Origin of the sequence: Streptomyces glaucescens, assembly GCF_000761215.1 — a bacterium.
Lineage (GTDB): Bacteria > Actinomycetota > Actinomycetes > Streptomycetales > Streptomycetaceae > Streptomyces > Streptomyces glaucescens_B.
In genome coordinates this window covers 6,613,503-6,630,461 of sequence record NZ_CP009438.1, presented here as the reverse complement: position 1 = coordinate 6,630,461, position 16,959 = coordinate 6,613,503, and the positions used below count along the sequence as shown (strand labels likewise).

Below are 16,959 nucleotides of genomic sequence, written 5' to 3'. Positions count from 1 at the left end.
GGATCGGCCGCATCCGGTCACCGTGCGCGATTGGCAACAGGGGCGCTCATGACACGGCCGGTGGCCGGGTGCGGCGCCTCGGTGACGACCTTGTCACCGGGACGGCACCGTTCGCTTGGTGCAGGAGGTGATCAAGGCTGTTTCCACGCGGTCGACGCCGTCGAGACGGCCGATGCGGTCGACATGTTGTACGGGCCGGTCGTGATGCCGACGAAGGCCGCCTCGGCGTCGGTGGCCAAGGCCGCCGGCAGCGGCGATGGTGCGGCGGTCCGGTAGCGGGAGGACCGGTTGCGCAGGGCACCGGTCAGCGGGGCCGTCGCCCGGGGCGGCTGCGCTTCAGGGCCGTACCAGGCGTCGCAGGGCCAGCCGTGCGAAAGGGGCATAGGCCAGGAGGGCGGGGCTCGGGCCGTGCATCGTCAGCGTCGTGGTGCTGCCGCGCACGTGGGCGCGCACCTCGTGGTGCAGGCGGAGGCGGACCGGCCCCCAGCGTACGCGCCAGGTCCAGGTGCGGCGGTGGTGGTCGACGGCCTCCACGACGAACGCGGCACGGATGCCCGCTGCCGACGCCACGGTCCCGCGCAGTCCGGCCCTCAGCCGACGGCCGGCGGCCTGGACGGCCTTGACCTGCGGGGACCACGAGGCCCACTCGTCGACACAGGCGTAACGCTGCCAGACCGTGTCCGGGCCGGCCGGACCGGTGGCGTGCAGGGTCAGACGGCCCATGACGATGCCGGCGGCCGCAGGGCGGGCCGGGTGGCCCAGGCGCGGATCACCGGGTCTGATCCCGCAGGTATTCGGTGAGGGCCACGCCCGGCCGGAACGTGGCGACACCGTCGGAGACCCGGAAGCTGCCGAAGCTGCCGAGGGTGACGGACTCTCGGGCCTTGAGTGCCTCGGCGATGGTTCCCGCCTCCTCCACGGTGCCGAAGAGCAGGTCGAGGATCCGGCTGATGTCCTCCGCGCCGAGCTGCCGGCCGCCGGGGCCGTCGGCGGCACGGCGAGCGGTCATCTCGGTGAGCTGCGTCTTGTCCACGTCAACGTTCCCGTCGTCCTGAGGGCGGTCTTCCCATGCGTCCACCATCACGGAAGGCGGGACCGGCCGCATCCCGCGACGCCGTGCCCGTACCGCCCGGCGGGCGAACAGCGGGGCCGGACGGGGGACCCCGCCGGACGGGTTCCGCCCGCAACGCGCACACGGCGTGCGCACGCTGCGGGCGACGATCCCACCGCGCGAGTGGACGGCGCGCGGAGTGCGCCGGGGCGGCGGGACCGGCCGGCTCAGCCGCCGCTCTTGCGCCGGAACGACCGCTGGCTGGCGGCCGGGCCGTGCGCGGCACGCACCTTCGACGCATCCGGGCCCGCGGCGACGTCGGCCCCCTCCGCCTGCGCCCCGCGCTTGCGCGCCAGTGCCTCACGGAACTTGCGCTTGAGGTCGTCGTTGCCGTCGCTCTCCGGCGCCAGGGAGGACGTCTCGGGTTCGGCCGGCTCCGCGCCTTCCGTGGTCGCGCGCTCTTCGGTCATGGTGACCTCCTGGGTTCGGGGGTGGGCAGGCACAGCTTGTCATGCCGGCCAGGGTGCGGGGCGGGGCAACATCCTTCGTTCCGATTCGCGGACGGTCGCGATGACGGACGGCAGAGCCTCTCGGTCGTTGCCGCTCACCTGGTCGCCGTCGTGCGTCAGGTCGCAGAGACCGGGTTCGCCGATGAGCGGTTCGCGCCGGCTTCGCTGCGAGAGGCGCGCGATGCATGCGCTGTGGCTGCGGTGCCTGGAACAACGACGTGGCGCCTTCGGCAGCCGGCCGCGTCATCGGCCAAGGTGGTCGAGCCTCGCACGTCGATCTGGCCGAGCGTCTGCGACGCCGGATGCGCACAGGGGCGTTCGCCGGCACTCGTGGCGTCAGGGCCTGGGGTCCTCCAGCTTGACGGGAGTGGTTTCCGCGTCGTGCAGTTCCGCGTCCGCCGGGGCGAACGTCTCGTGCTCTTCGACGACTTCGCCGTCCACGACGTCCGTCTCCGACACTCGGTGTGACGGATCCGCCAGGGGCAGGCCCGCGAGGTGCTTCTTGAGCCTCTTGGCCATCGGAAGGTAGGTCGCGAGAGTGAGCCCGCCGGACACGACGGCCCCGACGACGGGGATGGCCTTGGAGACGCCCTTCGCGAAGGACTGCGTCGTCATCTTGACACCGAGGTACTTCGCGACCTTCTTGACCATGGGGTAGACGACCCCATGGGTGAGTGCCTTCTTGGGCAGCTCCTTGGCGACCTGCTCCGCGAGCATCCCCGCGACCTTCCCGACAGCGGCGTTCGCCGACTGGGTGCCGAACATCGCGCCGAAGAACAGCGTGAGCATCCCCTTGGTCGCGTCGTCGACTTCACCGCCCTCGTCGGAGAACAGTTCGGGCCAGCTGTAGAGATAGGCGAGCTTCTGGGCGATGCGCAGCATGTGGCCGACGTACTGGGCCGTGTCGGCGGGCACTGTGGCGGGAAGGGCGAGGATGCCGGGTATGCCGGCGGCGGCCGACAGGGCACTGACTTTGGCGGTTTCGTAGCGGATGGAGTCGTTGGCGACCTTGTCGAGGAGTTCGACGGTGATGCCCGCGGCAGCGGGAGTCTCCTCTATCGCTCGTCGAACCTCTTCCTCGGAGCAGTGGCGAGCGAGCGCACTGCGGAGATACGCCTCCCTGTGGATCCGCACACCGGGGAGCTTCGCCGCCGCCAGCAGCACCGCGAAGAAGCGCGACTCGGGGTTCTCAACCTCTTTACCCTGCCTCATGGCAGGAACCTACAGCAGCTCCGAGTTGGACTTCGGCGGCGGGACATGTCTCCCCTGAACAAGACGCTCGCCCGCATCACGGCGGAACTCACCGCCCACGCCGCCCGCCACGCGCACGTCCCCGGCCGAGGGGGAAGGGGCGGCGAACTGCTGGGCAAGGGCATCGAGGGCGCCGCCGAGCGCTACCCGTGGTGCGGGAACCGGCAGGACGCCGCAGGCACCGCCGGGATCAGGACGGTTTCCGGGTGCTCGGGGGTTCCGTGCGCTCCTGCGGGCCCGCGTCGATGGTGAGGTAGGCGACGAGGAGGGCCGCGGTGAAGACGGCGGCGGAGGCGAGGAAGGCGCGGGTGTGGCCGTGGGTCAGGGCGTCCTGGACGTGGGCGACGAGGGCGGGGTCATGGGCGCGCGGGTCCGTGCGGTGGGCGGGGCCGGCGTGTGCGAGGCGTCGGTCGGCCGCGGTGGCGGAGAGGGTGGCGAGCGTGGCCAGGCCGAGCGCTCCGCCGATCTGCTGCGCCGTGGTGAGGAGGGCGGAGGCGCTGCCCGCGTCGCGGTCGTCGACGTCCCGTACGGCGGTGAGGGTGAGCGGTACGAAGGTGGCGCCGAGGCCGAGTGCCGTCACGAGCATGCCCGGCATGAGGGTGCCCCAGTACGAGGAGTGCGGTGTCAGCCGGCTCAGCCAGATCATGCCGGCCGCGGCCACGGCGAGTCCGGGGACGGCCAGTTCGCGCGGCGGGTGCCGGACCACGAGCCGGGACCCGACGGCCGCCATGAGGCCGATGCCGGCGCTGAACGGCAGGTAGGCGAGCCCGGTCCGGACCGGGCCGTAGCCCAGTACGTGCTGCATGTGGAGGGTCAGGAAGTAGAAGGTGGCGAACATGCCCGTGCCGACGAGGAACAGGGTGAGGTAGGTGCCGGCGCGGCTGCGGTCGCGCAGGACGCGCAGCGGCAGCAGGGGCTGCCGGGCGCGCGCCTGGGTCAGCGGGAAGACGGTGAGCAGCGCCGCGGCCGTGCCGAACGCCGTCAGGGTCACGGCGTCCGTCCAGCCGTCCTGTCCGCCGCGCGTGATGGCGTACACCAGGGCGAGCAGGCCGGCGGTGCCGGTCGCCGCACCCGTGACGTCGGCCTTGCCCCGTGTGCGGTCGGCCTCGCGCAGGACGACCGTGCCGGCCAGTACCGCGAGTCCGACGGGGATGTTGACGAGCAGCGTCCAGCGCCAGTCGAGGTACTGGGTGAGCGCCCCGCCGAGGAGGAGTCCGGCGGTGGAGCCGACGCCGGCCATGGCCGCGTAGGTGCCCATGGCCCGGTTGCGGTCGCGGCCCTCGGTGAAGTTCGTGGTGATCAGTGACAGGGCGGTCGGTGCGGCGATCGCCGCGCCGACGCCCTGCAGGGCCCGGGCGGCGATCAACGGTGCGGCCGCGGGCGCCAGCCCGCCCAGCAGGGAGGCGGACACGAACAGGGCGATGCCGAGGCGGAAGACGCGGCGGCGGCCGAAGAGGTCGCCGGCGCGGCCGCCGAGCAGCATCAGCCCGCCGAACGCCAGCGCGTACGCGTTGACGACCCAGGCCAGTTCACCGCCGGGGATGTGCAGGCCGGTCTGGATGCCGGGCAGGGCGATGTTCACGATCGTCGCGTCGAGCACCACCATGAGCTCCGCCGCGGCGATGACCAGCAGGGCCACGACCGGGTGGCGGCCGGCGGGCGGGGCGGGGGCGGCTGGGCCGGTGTCCGAGCCGGCCCGTGTTCCGAGGGACATGGAACCTCCAGGGGTGCGGCCTCCCCACTCGTGCGCCCCGGTTCCGGTGCGGGATGCCGCCGTCGTGAAAGGGCCGAAGAAGAGCGGGAGTCGAAGTGCGAGCGGATATCCTTCGGTGCTCGGGCGATCATCGGGGCCGGCAGAGGGAGACGTCTTGCGTGTGCGATGGGTGAAGGGAATCGCGCTGACCGCCACCGGTCTTCTCGCCGGTGCTTTCGGCTATGGGGCGGTGAATCTGGCACCCACGTTCTGGAAGGTGCCGATGGACATGCGCCTGTCGTTCCACGCCGAACTCATGAAGATGAACTCGCCGGTCATGCAGACCGCCATGGTGACCGCGATGCTCGGTTCGCTGGCGCTGGCGCTGATCACCCGGGGCCGGGAGCGGCTGCTGGCGGGCGGGGCGGCGCTGCTGGTCCTGGTTTCCTTCCTCGTCACGCGGTTCGGGAACGTGCCGATCAACGCCCGCATCAAGGAGTGGGCCGTGTCGTCGCCGCCGGCCGACCACGTGGAGATCCTGGAGCGGTGGGACATGTTCAACCGGCTGCGCACGCTGACCGCGGTCGCGGCGCTGGTGCTGCTGGTGATCTCGGCCGTCGGCCGGTTCGGGGACCGGCGTACGGCGGCGGAGAGCGAGGGGGCGGCGGCGTCTGCCGACCGTGCCGTGTGACGGGGCGCGGGGCGCCGGGGCGTGGTTCATCCCCGCCGCCCGCCCCGGCGGTGTTCCTCCGGCCGCCGGTCCCCCGTCAGCTGGCGGGCGAGGGCGTGTTCCGTCTCGGTCAGCGGGACGTCCGGGCGGAGCTGTTCGGGATGCCCGGGGGCGGGACCGGCGAGTTCCGGCGGGGGCGGGCACATGTACACCTCGCCGTACGCGATGAGCGCGTCCATCAGGAATCGCAGCAGGCCGCGCAGGGGTTTACGCATGCAGCCATGGTGGCCCGCACCGCGAAAGCGCCGATAAAGCGTGGATGACGCGGGGATCGGGCCGGCGCGGGGACGTCGGCATGGGTCCGGGGCGGGTGTTCCCCGTCGGAGAACGAACCCGCCCCGGACCCTGGTGTGAACGCTGTGGTCCGTCCTCGTCATTCCACGACGAAATCCGCCATCATCGCCATGTCCTCGTGCTCCAGGTTGTGGCAGTGGAGCATGTAGGTGCCCGGGTAGTCGGTGAAGCGGATCGCCACCTCCACCGCCTCGGTGGGACGCAGGTCCACGGTGTCCTTCCAGCCCGCGTCGTAGGGGCCGGGGTCGCCCTGGTTGCGGGAGAGCACCTGGAAGTGGTTCAGGTGGACGTGCACCGGGTGCTGCAGGCTCGTGGTGAACCGCCAGATCTCCAGCTGTCCGAGCTTGGGGCGGGCCAGCGCCCGGCCCGGCCGGTAGCCGTCGTCGTTGATGGTCCAGCCGTCCTTGCCCAGCCGGAAGTGGAAGTCGCGGGTGGTGACGGCCTTGGCCGGGTCGAGCCGTTCGATGCGCGCGAGCCGGTCGGGCACGCGGGAGTCGTCGGCGGCGGGGGCGCGGACGACGTCGAACGCCATGACGTCGTGGGCGGTTCCGTCGGCGAGCGTGTTCACCAGGCGGACGCGGGTGCCCGGCTTCCAGCGCGCGAAGTCGACGACCACGTCGAAGCGTTCGCCGGGGCCGAGGTGCACGGCGTCGTGCCGCACCGGCCGCTCCAGCAGTCCGCCGTCGCTGCCGATCTGGACGAACGCGTCACCGCCGGGCGGCTGGGGGTCGAACTCCAGGCGGTACGGGCGGGCGTTGGAGGCGTTGAGCAGCCGCAGCCGGTGCCGGGCGCCCTCGGTGCGGTGCACCGGCCACGGTGCGCCGTTGACCAGGACGACGTCCCCCAGCACCCCGTCCATGTAGTCCTCGGTCACGCCGGGGCGCCCGAGTCCGGGGTCGGCCAGGGGGTAGCGGAAGGAGCCGTCCTCCTCGAAGGACCGGTCCGTGATGAGCAGCGGGAGTTCACGGTCGCCGCGGGGCAGCGGCAGCCGGTCCTCCTCGTCGTCGCGGACCAGGTGGAAGCCGGCGAGTCCGCTCCACACCCCGAGACCGGTCCAGCTCATCCGGTGGTCGTGGTACCAGAGGGTGGCCGCCCGCTGCCGCATGGGGTAGGTGTACGTGCGCTCCGCCTCGGCCATGCCGCTGATGCCGCCGTGCCCGGCGTGTCCGGTGTGGCCGCCGTGCCCGGGCATGCCCTCCGTCATGGCCTTCATCGCCTGCTCGGCGCCTATCGCGCCGCCCGCGGGCAGGATGACGTCGATCGGGTAGCCGTCGCTGCCGGCGGGGGTGTGACCGCCGTGCAGGTGGACGACGCTGGGCTGGGGCAGTTCGTTGCGGTGCCGGACCTGGGTGCGCCGGCCCGAGCGGGAGACCACGGTGGGTCCGGGGAACGTTCCCCCGTACGTCCAGGCACGGGTGCGCAGTCCCGGCAGGATCTCCAGGTCGGCGACCTGCTGGGTCAGCTCGTACACGTCGGTGCCGCCGCCGCGGCGCACCGGGTCCAGGACGTCGGGGACCGGCAGCGGCACCTGGTACGGCTCGGGGAGCCGGGCGCGGGAGGACAGGATCCGGCCGGGGCTGGAGCCGTCCGCCCGGCGCAGGGCGCTGCCGACGAGGGGGACGGAGACGGCGGCGAGTGCGGCGGCGCCCACCGCCGTGCCGCCGAGGAACCGGCGTCGCCTCATGAGACGGTCTCCGGCTCGCGTCCGGCCTCGGTGGCGGTGCGGGGCCCGGCGGGCAGCGACATCATCCACGCCCGCATGACGAGCACGGTGATGGCGCACGCGATCAGCACGCCGAGCGTCACGTGCACGGCGACGATCCGCTCCATGCCGAGGAACATCTGCAGCACCAGCGCGACCAGCAGCGCCACCGAGGTGGCGATCGGCCGCACGGGCCCTCCTGCGCGCCGCAGCCAGATGGCCGTGCCGAACGTCAGGAGCGCGGCGACCATCAGCACCCCGGCGTTCATGTCGTGCATCTCCAGCGATTCGTAGTCGCCGCTGATGTAGCCTCCCGCGAGCCCGACCTGCAACAGCATGGCCAGGGCGAGCAGCGTGGCCGCGGCACGGTGGGACGCACGGGCTCGGTGCGCGCCCCGCGCCTGAGGGGACAAGTTCGTCATCACTCCGCTTTCTGGGCGGGATCGCACGACGGCGGACCACGGCGTGGGTCACGGGTCCGTCCCGTCACGGCCGCCGTCCGTCCCGTCCTCGAACTCTCCTGATGGGCGGGCGCGCCCGGACCGCAGGTTGCGCGGTACTCCGCGAGGCGCGACCACCGCGAGTCTCGCACCGTGGGACGGCGCTGTCTTATCCGGAATTGCTGCACTTGCCGTCAGGCCGTGGCCCTGACTCGGCGGTGCGCGGCGATGTCGTCGGTGAGGACGGTCTGGTGGGCCAGGCGCAGTTCGAGTCCGGGCTCGATGCCCAGGTCCTCGACGAGCCGGCCGCGGGTCAGCCGGTAGGCGGCGAGGGCGTCGCCGCTGCGGCCGCTGCGGTGCAGGGCGACCATGAGGCGGGCGCAGAAGCCCTCGTTGAGGGGTTCCTCGGCCACCAGCCGCCGCAGTTCGCCGACGAGTTCGAGGTGCCGGCCGAGCAGCAGGTCGAGGTCGACGCGCCGTTTGAGCGCCGTCAGCCACGCCTCGTCGTACTGCACGGCGGTGCCGATCAGCGCCGGGCTCTCGCGCAGGTCCTGCAGGGCCGGTCCGCGGCGCAGCGCGAGTGCCTCCCGGTACTGCCGTGAGGCGAGTTCGCGGTGTCCGGCGTCGGCGGACTCGGCGGCCAGTGCGCACATCCGGTCGAAGCAGACGGTGTCCAGGACCCCGTCGTTGATCTGGAGCTGGTAGCCGGGCGGGCGGGTGCGCAGTGTGCACCAGCGGCCGTCGAGGCCGTGCCGGACGAGGAACTTGCGCAACTGGGAGACGTAGACGCGGACGGCGGCCAGCGCGGTGGCGGGCGGGTGCTCGCCCCACAGTTCACCGATGAGGGTCTCGTTGGAGACGGTGGAGTTGGGCCGGATCAGCAGGGTGGCGAGCAGCTGCCGCAGTTTGCGCTGAGGGAGCGGTACCTCCCTGGCGTCCACCACGATCTCCAGGGGGCCCAGGAGCCGCAGCGCGACCGTGCGGGGTGTGATGTCCTGGGCGGCGGGTGCGGGGGCGGCGACGGTGGTCATGCGCGGACCTCCAGCCGGGGGTGGGCGCTGCGGAAGAACGCCAGCGGTGGTTCCTCCCGCAGCAGTCCGAGGTCGACGACCTCCCCGAGCACGATGGCGTGGTCGCCGCCGGGGACGATGCCGTGGACCCGGCAGTCGAGGTAGCCGAGCGAGTCGGCGATCAACGGCGATCCGGTCGCGCCGCTTCGGTGGGCGAGTCCGGCGAAGCGGGCGGTGTCGCGGGCGGCGAACGCCCGGCACAGCTCCTTCTGGTCGGCGGCGAGGATGTTCACCGCGAACGCCCCGGCGGCCTCCACCGCCGTGAGGGCCCGGGAATCACGGTGGACGCAGAACAGGACGAGCGCCGGTGTGAGGGACACCGAGGTGAAGGAATTCACGGTGAGTCCCGTGGGTTCCCGGTCCGCCCCCTGAAAAGTGATCACCGCCACGCCGGTCACGAATCGTCCGCACACTTCGCGAAGGGTCTCTCCGTCAACGGGTGCGGGGAGTTTTTCCTTGGCGCCGGGAACGGTCAGACTGTCCACTTCTACCCCCTGGGAATACCGCATAGGTCGTGTCGTACGGAGCACTGCACAGAACCTTGAGCGAGAGCGGTGCGGTGACCCGGAGCCTAACCACCGGGTGTTCGGATCGCCTACGTCCCAAGGGATGAGCGGGGACGGTACTTTCGTCCGACGGGCCCGTACCGCAGCACGGGCCGGTGTCGCATCGCCGCTGTTCGGACTGGTGCGACCGGGGGACGGAGCCGGCCCTCCCGCCGTGCCGACTGGGCAATCCAGGAGAGCCGGGCGCCTTGCCGGGGCGCGTCCCGCAAGGCGCCCGACCGGCTTTTCGCCGCCCTCATCGACGCTTTACCGGACCGCGTGACGCTGATGCGGCCGCTCCGAGCGGTGTCCTCAGACCGGAGGGAAAGAGAATGCGCAGCACTCTCATCGTGGCCCGCATGAAGCCGGATTCGGCGGCCGATGTGAAGCGTATATTCGCCGAATCCGACGCCGGAGACCTGCCTCGTCTGATCGGTGTGCGGGAGCGGCGGTTGTTTCGTTTCCACGATCTGTACATGCATTACATCGCGTCGGACGACGAGGTGCGCTCCTCGCTCACCGAGGTGCGGGACCACCCGCTGTTCCAGGACGTCACCGAGCGGCTCGGCGCGCACATCACCGCGTACGACCCGCGGACCTGGCGGGGTCCCGAGGACGCGATGGCGCACGAGTTCTACACCTGGCGAGCGGACGGCTGACCGCCGCGCGGCTCCCGGCCGCGCCGGCGACGACGCAGGAGCCGGTCCGGGGGGAGCGCGGGCACGAGGAGAGGAGGCCGGCATGGCTGCCGGCGACCGAATGACCAAGATCTCGGCGAAGGACGTCGCACCCAACCGGCGGCGGGGCGGGGACCTGCGCACGCTGCTGAGTCCCGCGACGGCGGGCACCACGTCCGGCTTCATGGGCGTGCTGACGCTGGAGCCGGGCGACGTGGTGACCGAGCACTACCACCCGTACTCCGAGGAGTTCCTGTACCTCGTGAGCGGCGAGGTCACGGCGCGGATCGACGGGGCCGCCGTCCCGCTCGCCGCGGGTGACGCGCTGCACCTGCGGAAGAACGTGCGCCACCGGCTGGAGAACCACGGGACGCACCCGGCCTTCGTGGTGTTCCAGCTGGGACCGCTGGCGCCGCGCCCCGAACTCGGGCACGTGGACACCGAGCCCCTGCCGGATCAGGAGTCCGTATGAGTCACCGCAAGGCCGTCGTCACCGGCATCGGCGTGGTCGCGCCCGGCGGCATCGGCACCAAGGCGTTCTGGAACCTGCTCACCGAGGGACGGACGGCGACCCGGGCCATCACGCACTTCGACGCCTCCGGGTACCGCTCCAGGATCGCGGCGGAGTGCGACTTCGACGCCGCCGCGGCCGGCCTCACGGCCGCCGAGACCGACCGCATGGACCGCTGCGCGCAGTTCGCGGTGGTGGCGGCCCGGGAGGCGCTGGCCGACAGCGGTACGGCGGCGGACGACGTGCCGGCGCACCGCATCGGTGTCTCGGTGGGCAGCGCGGTGGGCTCCACGGTGACCCTGGAGCGGGAGTACGTGCGGGTGAGCGACGGCGGCAGCCGCTGGGTGGTGGACGCCTCCGACCCGTACCCGCACCTGTACCGGGCGCTGGTGCCCGGCGCGCTCGGCGCCGAGGTGGCGTGGACGGCCGGCGCCCAGGGCCCGGTGCGGGTCGTGTCGACGGGCTGCACGTCGGGACTGGACGCCGTGGCGCAGGGAGCCCAGTTCATCGAGGACGGGCAGGCCGACCTGGTGGTGGCCGGTGCCACCGACGCGCCGGTGTCCCCGATCACCGTGGCCTGCTTCGACGCCATCAAGGCGACCTCCCCCAACAACGCCGACCCGGAGCACGCCTCCCGCCCGTTCGACCGGGACCGCGACGGCTTCGTCCTCGGTGAGGGCGCCGCCGTGCTGATCCTGGAGGAGGCCGGGGCGGCGCGCCGCCGCGGGGCCCGCGTCTACTGCGAGGTCGCGGGATACGCGCAGCGCGGCAACGCCTTCCACATGACGGGGCTGCGCCCGGACGGGGCGGAGCTGGCCGAGGCGGTGCGCGTGGCCCTCGACCGGGCCAGGCTGCCGGCCGCGGCCGTGGACTACGTCAACGCCCACGGGTCGGGGACCCGGCAGAACGACCGGCACGAGACGGCGGCCTTCAAGACGGCGCTCGGGGAGCACGCGTACCGGGTGCCGGTCAGCTCCATCAAGTCCATGGTCGGCCACTCCCTGGGCGCCATCGGGGCCCTGGAGCTCGCGGCGTGCGCGCTGGCGATCGAGACGGACACCGTGCCGCCCACCGCCAACCTCCGCACGCCCGACCCGGAACTTGGCCTGGACTACGTGCCGTTGTGGGCCCGTGAGCACCGCACCGACACCGTGCTGAGCGTCGGCAGCGGGTTCGGCGGCTTCCAGACGGCCATGGTGCTGACCGCTCCCCGCCCGGGGGTGCGCGATGCCTGACACGGTCACGGCCGGGCGGCGCGCCGTCGTCACCGGGATCTCGGCGATCGCCCCGTCCGGCACGGGGGCGCGGGAGTTCTGGCGGGCGGTGCTGGAGGGCCGTAACGCGCTCGGGCCGCTGAACCGGTTCGACGCGGACGGCTTCCCGGTCCGGGTGGCCGGGCAGGTGCCCGTCGGGGACCCGGTGCCGGGCGTCGATCCCCGGCTGGCCCTCCAGACCGACCGCTGGAGCCAGTTCGCGCTGCTCGCCGGGGAGGAGGCGCTGCGCGACGCGCGGGTGCGGCCCGGTGACCTCCCGCCGTTCGGTATGGGCGTCATCACGGCGTCGTCGTCGGGGGGCAACGCCTTCGGGCAGCGGGAGATCGAGGCGCTGTGGTCGAAGGGCCCGCGCCATGTGGGCCCCTACCAGTCGATCGCCTGGTTCTACGCGGCCACGACCGGCCAGTTGTCGATCCGGCACGGCTCCAGGGGTCCCTGCGGGGTCGTCGTGGCGGAGCAGGCCGGCGGGCTCGACGCCATCGCCCAGGCGAGGCGCGCCCTGGTGCGGGGCGATGCCGAGGTGGTCCTCACCGGGGGCACCGAGGCACCGCTCAGCCCGTACGCGCTGACCTGCCAGTCCACGTCGGGCCGGCTGAGCGGCAGCGCCGACCCGCAGCGCGCCTATCTGCCGTTCGACACGGCCGCCCGCGGTCATGTGCCCGGCGAGGGCGGAGCGCTCCTGGTGCTGGAGGCCGAGGACGCCGCCCGTGCCCGGGGCGCGGACCGGCCGTACGGGGAGATCGCGGGGCACGGGGCGACGTTCGACCCGCAGCCCGGACCGGTGCCGCGCGCGGCGGCGTCCGGCCCGCCGCCGGGGACGGCGTCGCACGGGCCGACGGCGCTGCGCCGGGCGGTGGAACTGGCCCTCGCCGACGCCGGTGCCGTACCGGGCGACGTCGACGTGGTGTTCGCCGACGCGGCGGGCGTCCCCAAGGCGGACCGCGCCGAGGCGCGGTGCCTGGCCGAGGTCTTCGGGCCGCGCGGGGTGCCCGTGACCGCGCCCAAGGCGGGCTACGGCCGGCTGTACGCCGGGGGCGCGCCGCTCGACGTGGTGACCGCGCTGCTCGCCCTGCGCGAGCAGGTCATCCCGCCCACGCCCCGCGGGATCGTGCCGGACGCGGATCACCGCGTCGACCTGGTGACGCGGCCGCGGGAGACGCCGCTGCGCACCGCCCTCGTGCTCGCCCGCGGCTACGGGGGTTTCAACTCCGCGCTCGTCGTCCGGGCGGTGGCCCGTTGACGGGCCGCCCCGTGGCCGCACCAACCCAGTCGCGTTCCAGCCGAGTCGTGAAAGGACGGGCAACCATGACCGTGCCGCCGCTCACCTACGAGGAGTTCCTGACGATCGTCCAGCGCTGCACCGGCGTTCCCGCCGAGGTGCTGCGGACGGACGACCCGACCGTGACCATCGAGGACATGGGGGTGGACTCGCTGGGTCTGCTCAACGTCCTCACCGAGGTCGAGAACCGCTACGACATCGAGCTCGACACCGAGGGTGTCACCTGCTTCCCCGAGATCCACACGCTCATCAACGACCAGCTCCGGCCGGCCGCCGCCCGCACCGAGAACAGCGTCGTCATCGACGCGCCGTTCGACCTGGTGTGGGACATGACCAACGACGTGGCGAACTGGCCGAGCCTGTTCAGCGAGTACGCGTCGGCCGAGATCCTGCGCCGCGACGGCGACACCGTGCGGTTCCGCCTCGCCCTGCACCCGGAGGAGGACGGCAAGGTCTGGAGCTGGGTGTCGGAGCGGGTCATGGACCGCGCGAACAAGTACGTCAAGGCGCACCGGGTCGAGCCGGGGCCGTTCGCCTTCATGAACATCCACTGGCACTACCGGGAGACCCCCGCCGGGGTGGAGATGCGCTGGGTGCAGGAGTTCCACATGAAGCGGGAGGCCCCCCTCGACGACGAGGGCATGGCCGCCCGGATCAACACCAACTCCCGGGTGCAGCTCGCGCTGATCAAGGAGCGGGTGGAGGCGGCGGCCCGCCGCCGCGCCGGGACGGCGGTGCGGCGGTGAGCGCGGTGGACTTCGGGCTGAAGGGCCGTCATGTGCTGGTCACGGGCGGCACCCGGGGCATCGGGCGCGCCACGGTGCTGGCGCTGGCCGCGCAGGGCGCGTCGGTGACCGCCTGCCACGTGCGGGAGGGAGACGCGGCCGGGTCGCTGCGGCGCGAACTGGACGAGCAGGGCTTCCAGGGGTCCGTGGTGCGGTGCGACATCGCCGACCCGGAGCAGGTGGAGCGGCTGGTGACCACCGCGCACGGCACCCACGGGGCCATCGACGCCGTGGTGAACAACGCCGGGGTGATCAGCCATCTGCCGCTGGAGCGGCTGTCCCCGCAGGAGTGGCACCGCATCCTCGACACCAACCTGACGGGGATGTACCAGGTGATCCGCGCGGCGCTGCCGTATCTCGCCGACGCCGCCTCGGTCGTCAACGTCAGCTCCGCCGTGGCCCACCACGGGATGCCCGGCGCCGCGCACTACGTGGCCTCCAAGGCCGGGGTGATGGGCCTGACCCGGGCGCTGGCCAAGGAACTCGGGCCGCGGGGGGTGCGGGTCAACTGTGTCGCCTCGGGCCTGGTGGAGACGGACCAGATGAAGGCGGTGACCGCTCAGGGGCGGGCCCGCTACGAGGAGATGATCTCGCTGCGCCGGCTGGGCCGGCCGGAGGAGATCGCGGACGTGGTGCTCTTCCTGGTCTCGCCCGCCTCCCGGTACGTCACCGGGGCCACGCTCGACGCCGACGGCGGCATCTGACCGGAAGGGAACCCCACCCGTGCTGCGCACCGTACTGGAGATGCGGGTCCACGAGGGCCGCGAGGACGAGTTCCGGGCCACCTGGCTGGAGACCGCACGGGCGGCGGCGCTGCTGCCCGGATGCGCCGGGCAGACCCTGCTGCGCGACCCGCACGACCCGCACCTGCATCTGATCATGGCCGACTGGGCCGACCGGGCCTCCCTGGAGGCCTTCCGGAACAGTCCGCAGCGGGCGGAGCTGAGCGCCCGGCTGGAGACCTTCCGCGCCTCCGCCCGCCGGCGGGTCCTGGAGACCGTCGCCCACATTCCCGCCCGGCCCACCGAGGAGAGGTAACCGTCATGCCCATACGTGTCATGGTGTCCGCCCGGATCCAGGAGAAGGACCGGGACGCCTTCGAGGAGGCGTACCGTTCCGTCACCGCCGCGGTCCGCGGCACCCCCGGCCACCTCCGCGACGAACTGCTGCGCGACGCCGAGGAGCCCGGCCGTTACGTCCTGCTCGCGGAGTGGGAGAGCGAGGAGGCGTTCCGCGCCTGGGAGGACGCCCCCGGCCACCGCGAGACGGCGGCGCCCATGTTCCCGTACTGGAGCGGCGGCGGCATCGAGCGGCGGATCTACGACCTGCGCGCCCGGCTCGACGGCGTCCCGTCGCACGGCTGAGCCGGACGACTGTCATGGCGACCAACCGAGAGGCGGCGACCATCCGCAAGGCCCTGGTGATCGGGGCCGGCATCGGCGGGCTCACCACGGCGGCGGGCCTGCTGCGGCAGGGCATCGAGACGGAGGTGTTCGAGGCGCGCCGCACCCCGGGGCTGCTGCTGACCGGCGGCGGCTTCATGCTCTGGCACAACGCCTTCCTGGCCCTGCGCAGGATCGGTCTCGACGAGGCCGTCGCCGCGGACTCCGTGCGGATGCGCTTCCACGAGTTCCGCTCCGACACCGGCAGGCGGCTGGCGCGCTGGCACCTGGACGGGCCGTCGGAGCGCTGCGGGGCGCCGGCCTGCGCCCTGCGGCGGTCCGCCCTGCACAAGGTGCTCACCCACGCCGTGGGCGACCACCGCATCCGGCTCGGTTCCCGGCTCACCGGCTGGACCGAGGACGACGAGGGGGTGACCGCGCACTTCGCGGACGGGTCCACCGCCCGCGGTGACGTGCTGATCGGCGCGGACGGGCTGCGCTCGACGGTGCGCGCGCGGATGCGGCGCGGCTTCGAGCCGCCCCCGCGGTACGCGGGCTACACGGCCTGGCAGGCCATCACCCGGCTCCCCGGCGAGTCCCTGGTGCCCACGGGCACGTTCTTCAACCTGTGGGGCAGGGGCGGCCTGCGGTTCCTGTACTGCCGGCTCGACGAGAACGAGGTCTACTGGGACGCCATCACCAGCGACCGGGCCGCCACCGGCCTGGACACCCTGCGCCACAGCCGTCGCGACGAGCTGGCCGCCGCCTACCGGCACTGGCCGGACCCGGTCGGGCGGATCATCGCCTCCACCGACGAGGAGGCGATCCTGCCGATCGCCGTCCACGACCGGCCACCCGGCGGCGGCTGGGCGCACGGCCGCGTCGTCCTGGTCGGGGACGCCGCCCACCCGATGACGCTGAACCTCAGCCAGGGCGCGGGGCAGGCCATCGAGAGCGGTGTGGCGCTGGCCGGCCTGCTCGGCCGGACCCCTCCCGACGAGGTGCCGCGGGCGCTGCGCGCGTTCGAGGCCGCCCGCCGGGAGCGGACCGCGGACATGGTCAGCACCTCGTGGCGGATCGGCACGCTGGGCCTCGTGCACAGCACCCCGCTGTGCCGGCTGCGCGACCTGATGATGTACGCCTTCTTCGACACCGTCGCCCGCGGCCAGAGCTACGGGCTGATGCTGGACGACCGGCTGGAACGCGGCCCGGTGCTGCCGGCGGCCGGCCCCGCCGGGACCCGGTGAGCGCGGGTCGTGCTCGCCGCCTCGCTGGCCGCCGTGCTCGTACTGTGCACCGGGGTGCTGGCCGGCGCCCTGGTCGCGGTCGAGCGGGCCGTCGTCCCGATGCTGCTGCGCCTGCCGCGCCGCACGTGGTCCGAGGTGCACCGGCTGCTCGACCCCGGGTTCGACCCGCTGATGCCCACGGTCAACAAGGTGGCGCTGGCCGCCGGGCTCGGACTGTCCTTCCTCGCCCCCTCGGCGGCCTCGCGGGCCGCGTTCGCCGCCGCGCTGGCCTCGGTGGCGGGTGTCGCGCTGGTGTCGGAACTGCGCAACGTGCGGATGAACCGGCGCATCGACGCGTGGGCCGAGGCCGGGGAGATCCCGGACGGCTGGGACACGCTGCGCGCCGACTGGGCCCGGGCCAACCGGCGGCGCACGGCCTGCGCGGTGCTCGCCTTCTGCGCGGCCCTCGGGGGCTGCTGGCTGGCCTGGGGATGAGTCAGCGAACGACCACGATCGCCAACGAGCCGAGGAGATGATCCG

At 73.2% G+C, this 16,959-nt stretch carries 22 protein-coding genes and 1 pseudogene; 13 read left to right on the top strand and 10 right to left on the bottom strand.

The window, feature by feature from the left end; translation table 11 throughout:
* The first annotated feature begins 48 nt into the window (after nucleotides 1–48).
* A complete protein-coding gene (locus tag SGLAU_RS35345) occupies nucleotides 49–276 on the top strand; it encodes a hypothetical protein (protein ID WP_159072812.1) in 228 nt (75 codons plus the stop codon).
* Nucleotides 277–336: 60 nt separating this feature from the next.
* On the opposite strand, the gene SGLAU_RS28675 is transcribed toward SGLAU_RS35345, so the two are convergent.
* The 5 genes from SGLAU_RS28675 to SGLAU_RS28655 all read right to left on the bottom strand — a co-directional run bounded on the left by SGLAU_RS28675 (nucleotide 337) and on the right by SGLAU_RS28655 (nucleotide 4,525).
* On the bottom strand, nucleotides 337–723 hold the full coding sequence (locus tag SGLAU_RS28675; RefSeq protein WP_043505427.1) for an SRPBCC family protein: 387 nt from the start codon (nucleotides 721–723) through the stop codon (nucleotides 337–339).
* A 46-nt stretch (nucleotides 724–769) separates the two neighbouring features.
* The gene (locus SGLAU_RS28670; RefSeq protein WP_043505426.1) at nucleotides 770–1,033 is read right to left on the bottom strand and encodes an HU family DNA-binding protein; all 264 of its coding nucleotides are present in this window, start codon (nucleotides 1,031–1,033) and stop codon (nucleotides 770–772) included.
* Between the two features lie 245 nt (nucleotides 1,034–1,278).
* Nucleotides 1,279–1,521, bottom strand: a complete 243-nt coding sequence (locus SGLAU_RS28665) for a DUF5302 domain-containing protein (RefSeq protein ID WP_043505425.1) — start codon at nucleotides 1,519–1,521, stop codon at nucleotides 1,279–1,281.
* Nucleotides 1,522–1,896: 375 nt separating this feature from the next.
* Nucleotides 1,897–2,772, bottom strand: coding sequence for a hypothetical protein (locus SGLAU_RS28660; protein WP_043505424.1), 876 nt, complete (start codon nucleotides 2,770–2,772; stop codon nucleotides 1,897–1,899).
* A 229-nt stretch (nucleotides 2,773–3,001) separates the two neighbouring features.
* Nucleotides 3,002–4,525 carry an MFS transporter gene (locus SGLAU_RS28655; protein WP_043505423.1) on the bottom strand — a complete coding sequence of 508 codons (1,524 nt, stop codon included), beginning with the start codon at nucleotides 4,523–4,525 and terminating at the stop codon, nucleotides 3,002–3,004.
* Nucleotides 4,526–4,685: 160 nt separating this feature from the next.
* Here SGLAU_RS28655 and SGLAU_RS28650 point away from each other — a divergent pair, with 160 nt between their 5' ends.
* Nucleotides 4,686–5,195: a DUF1772 domain-containing protein gene (locus SGLAU_RS28650; RefSeq protein WP_244315274.1), complete on the top strand. Its 510-nt coding sequence runs from the start codon at nucleotides 4,686–4,688 to the stop codon at nucleotides 5,193–5,195.
* A 26-nt stretch (nucleotides 5,196–5,221) separates the two neighbouring features.
* Here the strand turns inward: SGLAU_RS28650 and SGLAU_RS28645 are convergent, their stop codons facing one another.
* From SGLAU_RS28645 to SGLAU_RS28625, 5 genes are all read right to left on the bottom strand, one after another.
* A complete protein-coding gene (locus SGLAU_RS28645) occupies nucleotides 5,222–5,449 on the bottom strand; it encodes a DUF6059 family protein (protein WP_043505422.1) in 228 nt (75 codons plus the stop codon).
* Nucleotides 5,450–5,607: 158 nt separating this feature from the next.
* Nucleotides 5,608–7,212, bottom strand: a complete 1,605-nt coding sequence (locus SGLAU_RS28640; protein WP_043505420.1) for a multicopper oxidase family protein — start codon at nucleotides 7,210–7,212, stop codon at nucleotides 5,608–5,610.
* A complete protein-coding gene (locus SGLAU_RS28635) occupies nucleotides 7,209–7,652 on the bottom strand; it encodes a hypothetical protein (protein WP_043505419.1) in 444 nt (147 codons plus the stop codon). The genes SGLAU_RS28640 and SGLAU_RS28635 overlap by 4 nt, the downstream gene beginning before the upstream one ends.
* A gap of 212 nt (nucleotides 7,653–7,864) precedes the next feature.
* Nucleotides 7,865–8,701: an AfsR/SARP family transcriptional regulator gene (locus SGLAU_RS28630; RefSeq protein WP_052413942.1), complete on the bottom strand. Its 837-nt coding sequence runs from the start codon at nucleotides 8,699–8,701 to the stop codon at nucleotides 7,865–7,867.
* Nucleotides 8,698–9,138: a flavin reductase family protein gene (locus SGLAU_RS28625; protein WP_412556273.1), complete on the bottom strand. Its 441-nt coding sequence runs from the start codon at nucleotides 9,136–9,138 to the stop codon at nucleotides 8,698–8,700. The genes SGLAU_RS28630 and SGLAU_RS28625 overlap by 4 nt, the downstream gene beginning before the upstream one ends.
* 479 nt (nucleotides 9,139–9,617) lie before the next feature.
* Between SGLAU_RS28625 and SGLAU_RS28620 the strand changes: the two genes are divergently transcribed.
* From SGLAU_RS28620 to SGLAU_RS28575, 11 genes and pseudogenes are all read left to right on the top strand, one after another.
* Nucleotides 9,618–9,944 (top strand): TcmI family type II polyketide cyclase, encoded by a 327-nt coding sequence (locus SGLAU_RS28620; protein WP_043505417.1) that lies wholly within the window; start codon nucleotides 9,618–9,620, stop codon nucleotides 9,942–9,944.
* Between the two features lie 82 nt (nucleotides 9,945–10,026).
* Complete coding sequence (locus SGLAU_RS28615; protein ID WP_099052870.1) at nucleotides 10,027–10,434, top strand: cupin domain-containing protein; 408 nt, start codon at nucleotides 10,027–10,029, stop codon at nucleotides 10,432–10,434.
* Nucleotides 10,431–11,708, top strand: coding sequence for a beta-ketoacyl-[acyl-carrier-protein] synthase family protein (locus SGLAU_RS28610; RefSeq protein ID WP_043505415.1), 1,278 nt, complete (start codon nucleotides 10,431–10,433; stop codon nucleotides 11,706–11,708). The genes SGLAU_RS28615 and SGLAU_RS28610 overlap by 4 nt, the downstream gene beginning before the upstream one ends.
* A complete protein-coding gene (locus SGLAU_RS28605) occupies nucleotides 11,701–12,987 on the top strand; it encodes a ketosynthase chain-length factor (protein WP_043505413.1) in 1,287 nt (428 codons plus the stop codon). Before SGLAU_RS28610 ends, SGLAU_RS28605 begins: the two co-directional genes overlap by 8 nt.
* A 65-nt stretch (nucleotides 12,988–13,052) precedes the next feature.
* Nucleotides 13,053–13,226, top strand: a pseudogene (locus tag SGLAU_RS36430) (acyl carrier protein); the annotation flags it as partial.
* A 48-nt stretch (nucleotides 13,227–13,274) separates the two neighbouring features.
* Nucleotides 13,275–13,772 (top strand): SRPBCC family protein, encoded by a 498-nt coding sequence (locus SGLAU_RS34000; protein WP_043507187.1) that lies wholly within the window; start codon nucleotides 13,275–13,277, stop codon nucleotides 13,770–13,772.
* Nucleotides 13,769–14,515 (top strand): SDR family oxidoreductase, encoded by a 747-nt coding sequence (locus tag SGLAU_RS28595; protein WP_318536228.1) that lies wholly within the window; start codon nucleotides 13,769–13,771, stop codon nucleotides 14,513–14,515. The genes SGLAU_RS34000 and SGLAU_RS28595 overlap by 4 nt, the downstream gene beginning before the upstream one ends.
* Nucleotides 14,516–14,534: 19 nt before the next feature.
* Nucleotides 14,535–14,849, top strand: a complete 315-nt coding sequence (locus tag SGLAU_RS28590; protein ID WP_052413941.1) for an antibiotic biosynthesis monooxygenase family protein — start codon at nucleotides 14,535–14,537, stop codon at nucleotides 14,847–14,849.
* A 5-nt stretch (nucleotides 14,850–14,854) separates the two neighbouring features.
* Nucleotides 14,855–15,175 carry an antibiotic biosynthesis monooxygenase family protein gene (locus tag SGLAU_RS28585; protein WP_043505412.1) on the top strand — a complete coding sequence of 107 codons (321 nt, stop codon included), beginning with the start codon at nucleotides 14,855–14,857 and terminating at the stop codon, nucleotides 15,173–15,175.
* Between the two features lie 14 nt (nucleotides 15,176–15,189).
* Entirely contained in the window at nucleotides 15,190–16,440 is a 1,251-nt protein-coding gene (locus tag SGLAU_RS28580) for an FAD-dependent monooxygenase (protein WP_052413939.1), read from the top strand.
* Between the two features lie 9 nt (nucleotides 16,441–16,449).
* Nucleotides 16,450–16,914: an anthrone oxygenase family protein gene (locus tag SGLAU_RS28575; RefSeq protein WP_052413938.1), complete on the top strand. Its 465-nt coding sequence runs from the start codon at nucleotides 16,450–16,452 to the stop codon at nucleotides 16,912–16,914.
* Nucleotides 16,915–16,959: the final 45 nt, after the last annotated feature.

What these genes read in the sequence shown, in the direction of transcription:
- SGLAU_RS35345 (WP_159072812.1), top strand. Translation starts at nt 49, where the DNA reads ATGACACGGCCGGTGGCCGGGTGCGGCGCCTCGGTGACGACCTTGTCA.
- SGLAU_RS28675 (WP_043505427.1), bottom strand. Translation starts at nt 723, where the DNA reads ATGGGCCGTCTGACCCTGCACGCCACCGGTCCGGCCGGCCCGGACACG.
- SGLAU_RS28665 (WP_043505425.1), bottom strand. Translation starts at nt 1,521, where the DNA reads ATGACCGAAGAGCGCGCGACCACGGAAGGCGCGGAGCCGGCCGAACCC.
- SGLAU_RS28660 (WP_043505424.1), bottom strand. Translation starts at nt 2,772, where the DNA reads ATGAGGCAGGGTAAAGAGGTTGAGAACCCCGAGTCGCGCTTCTTCGCG.
- SGLAU_RS28655 (WP_043505423.1), bottom strand. Translation starts at nt 4,525, where the DNA reads ATGTCCCTCGGAACACGGGCCGGCTCGGACACCGGCCCAGCCGCCCCC.
- SGLAU_RS28645 (WP_043505422.1), bottom strand. Translation starts at nt 5,449, where the DNA reads ATGCGTAAACCCCTGCGCGGCCTGCTGCGATTCCTGATGGACGCGCTC.
- SGLAU_RS28640 (WP_043505420.1), bottom strand. Translation starts at nt 7,212, where the DNA reads ATGAGGCGACGCCGGTTCCTCGGCGGCACGGCGGTGGGCGCCGCCGCA.
- SGLAU_RS28635 (WP_043505419.1), bottom strand. Translation starts at nt 7,652, where the DNA reads ATGACGAACTTGTCCCCTCAGGCGCGGGGCGCGCACCGAGCCCGTGCG.
- SGLAU_RS28630 (WP_052413942.1), bottom strand. Translation starts at nt 8,701, where the DNA reads ATGACCACCGTCGCCGCCCCCGCACCCGCCGCCCAGGACATCACACCC.
- SGLAU_RS28620 (WP_043505417.1), top strand. Translation starts at nt 9,618, where the DNA reads ATGCGCAGCACTCTCATCGTGGCCCGCATGAAGCCGGATTCGGCGGCC.
- SGLAU_RS28615 (WP_099052870.1), top strand. Translation starts at nt 10,027, where the DNA reads ATGGCTGCCGGCGACCGAATGACCAAGATCTCGGCGAAGGACGTCGCA.
- SGLAU_RS28610 (WP_043505415.1), top strand. Translation starts at nt 10,431, where the DNA reads ATGAGTCACCGCAAGGCCGTCGTCACCGGCATCGGCGTGGTCGCGCCC.
- SGLAU_RS28605 (WP_043505413.1), top strand. Translation starts at nt 11,701, where the DNA reads ATGCCTGACACGGTCACGGCCGGGCGGCGCGCCGTCGTCACCGGGATC.
- SGLAU_RS28585 (WP_043505412.1), top strand. Translation starts at nt 14,855, where the DNA reads ATGCCCATACGTGTCATGGTGTCCGCCCGGATCCAGGAGAAGGACCGG.
- SGLAU_RS28580 (WP_052413939.1), top strand. Translation starts at nt 15,190, where the DNA reads ATGGCGACCAACCGAGAGGCGGCGACCATCCGCAAGGCCCTGGTGATC.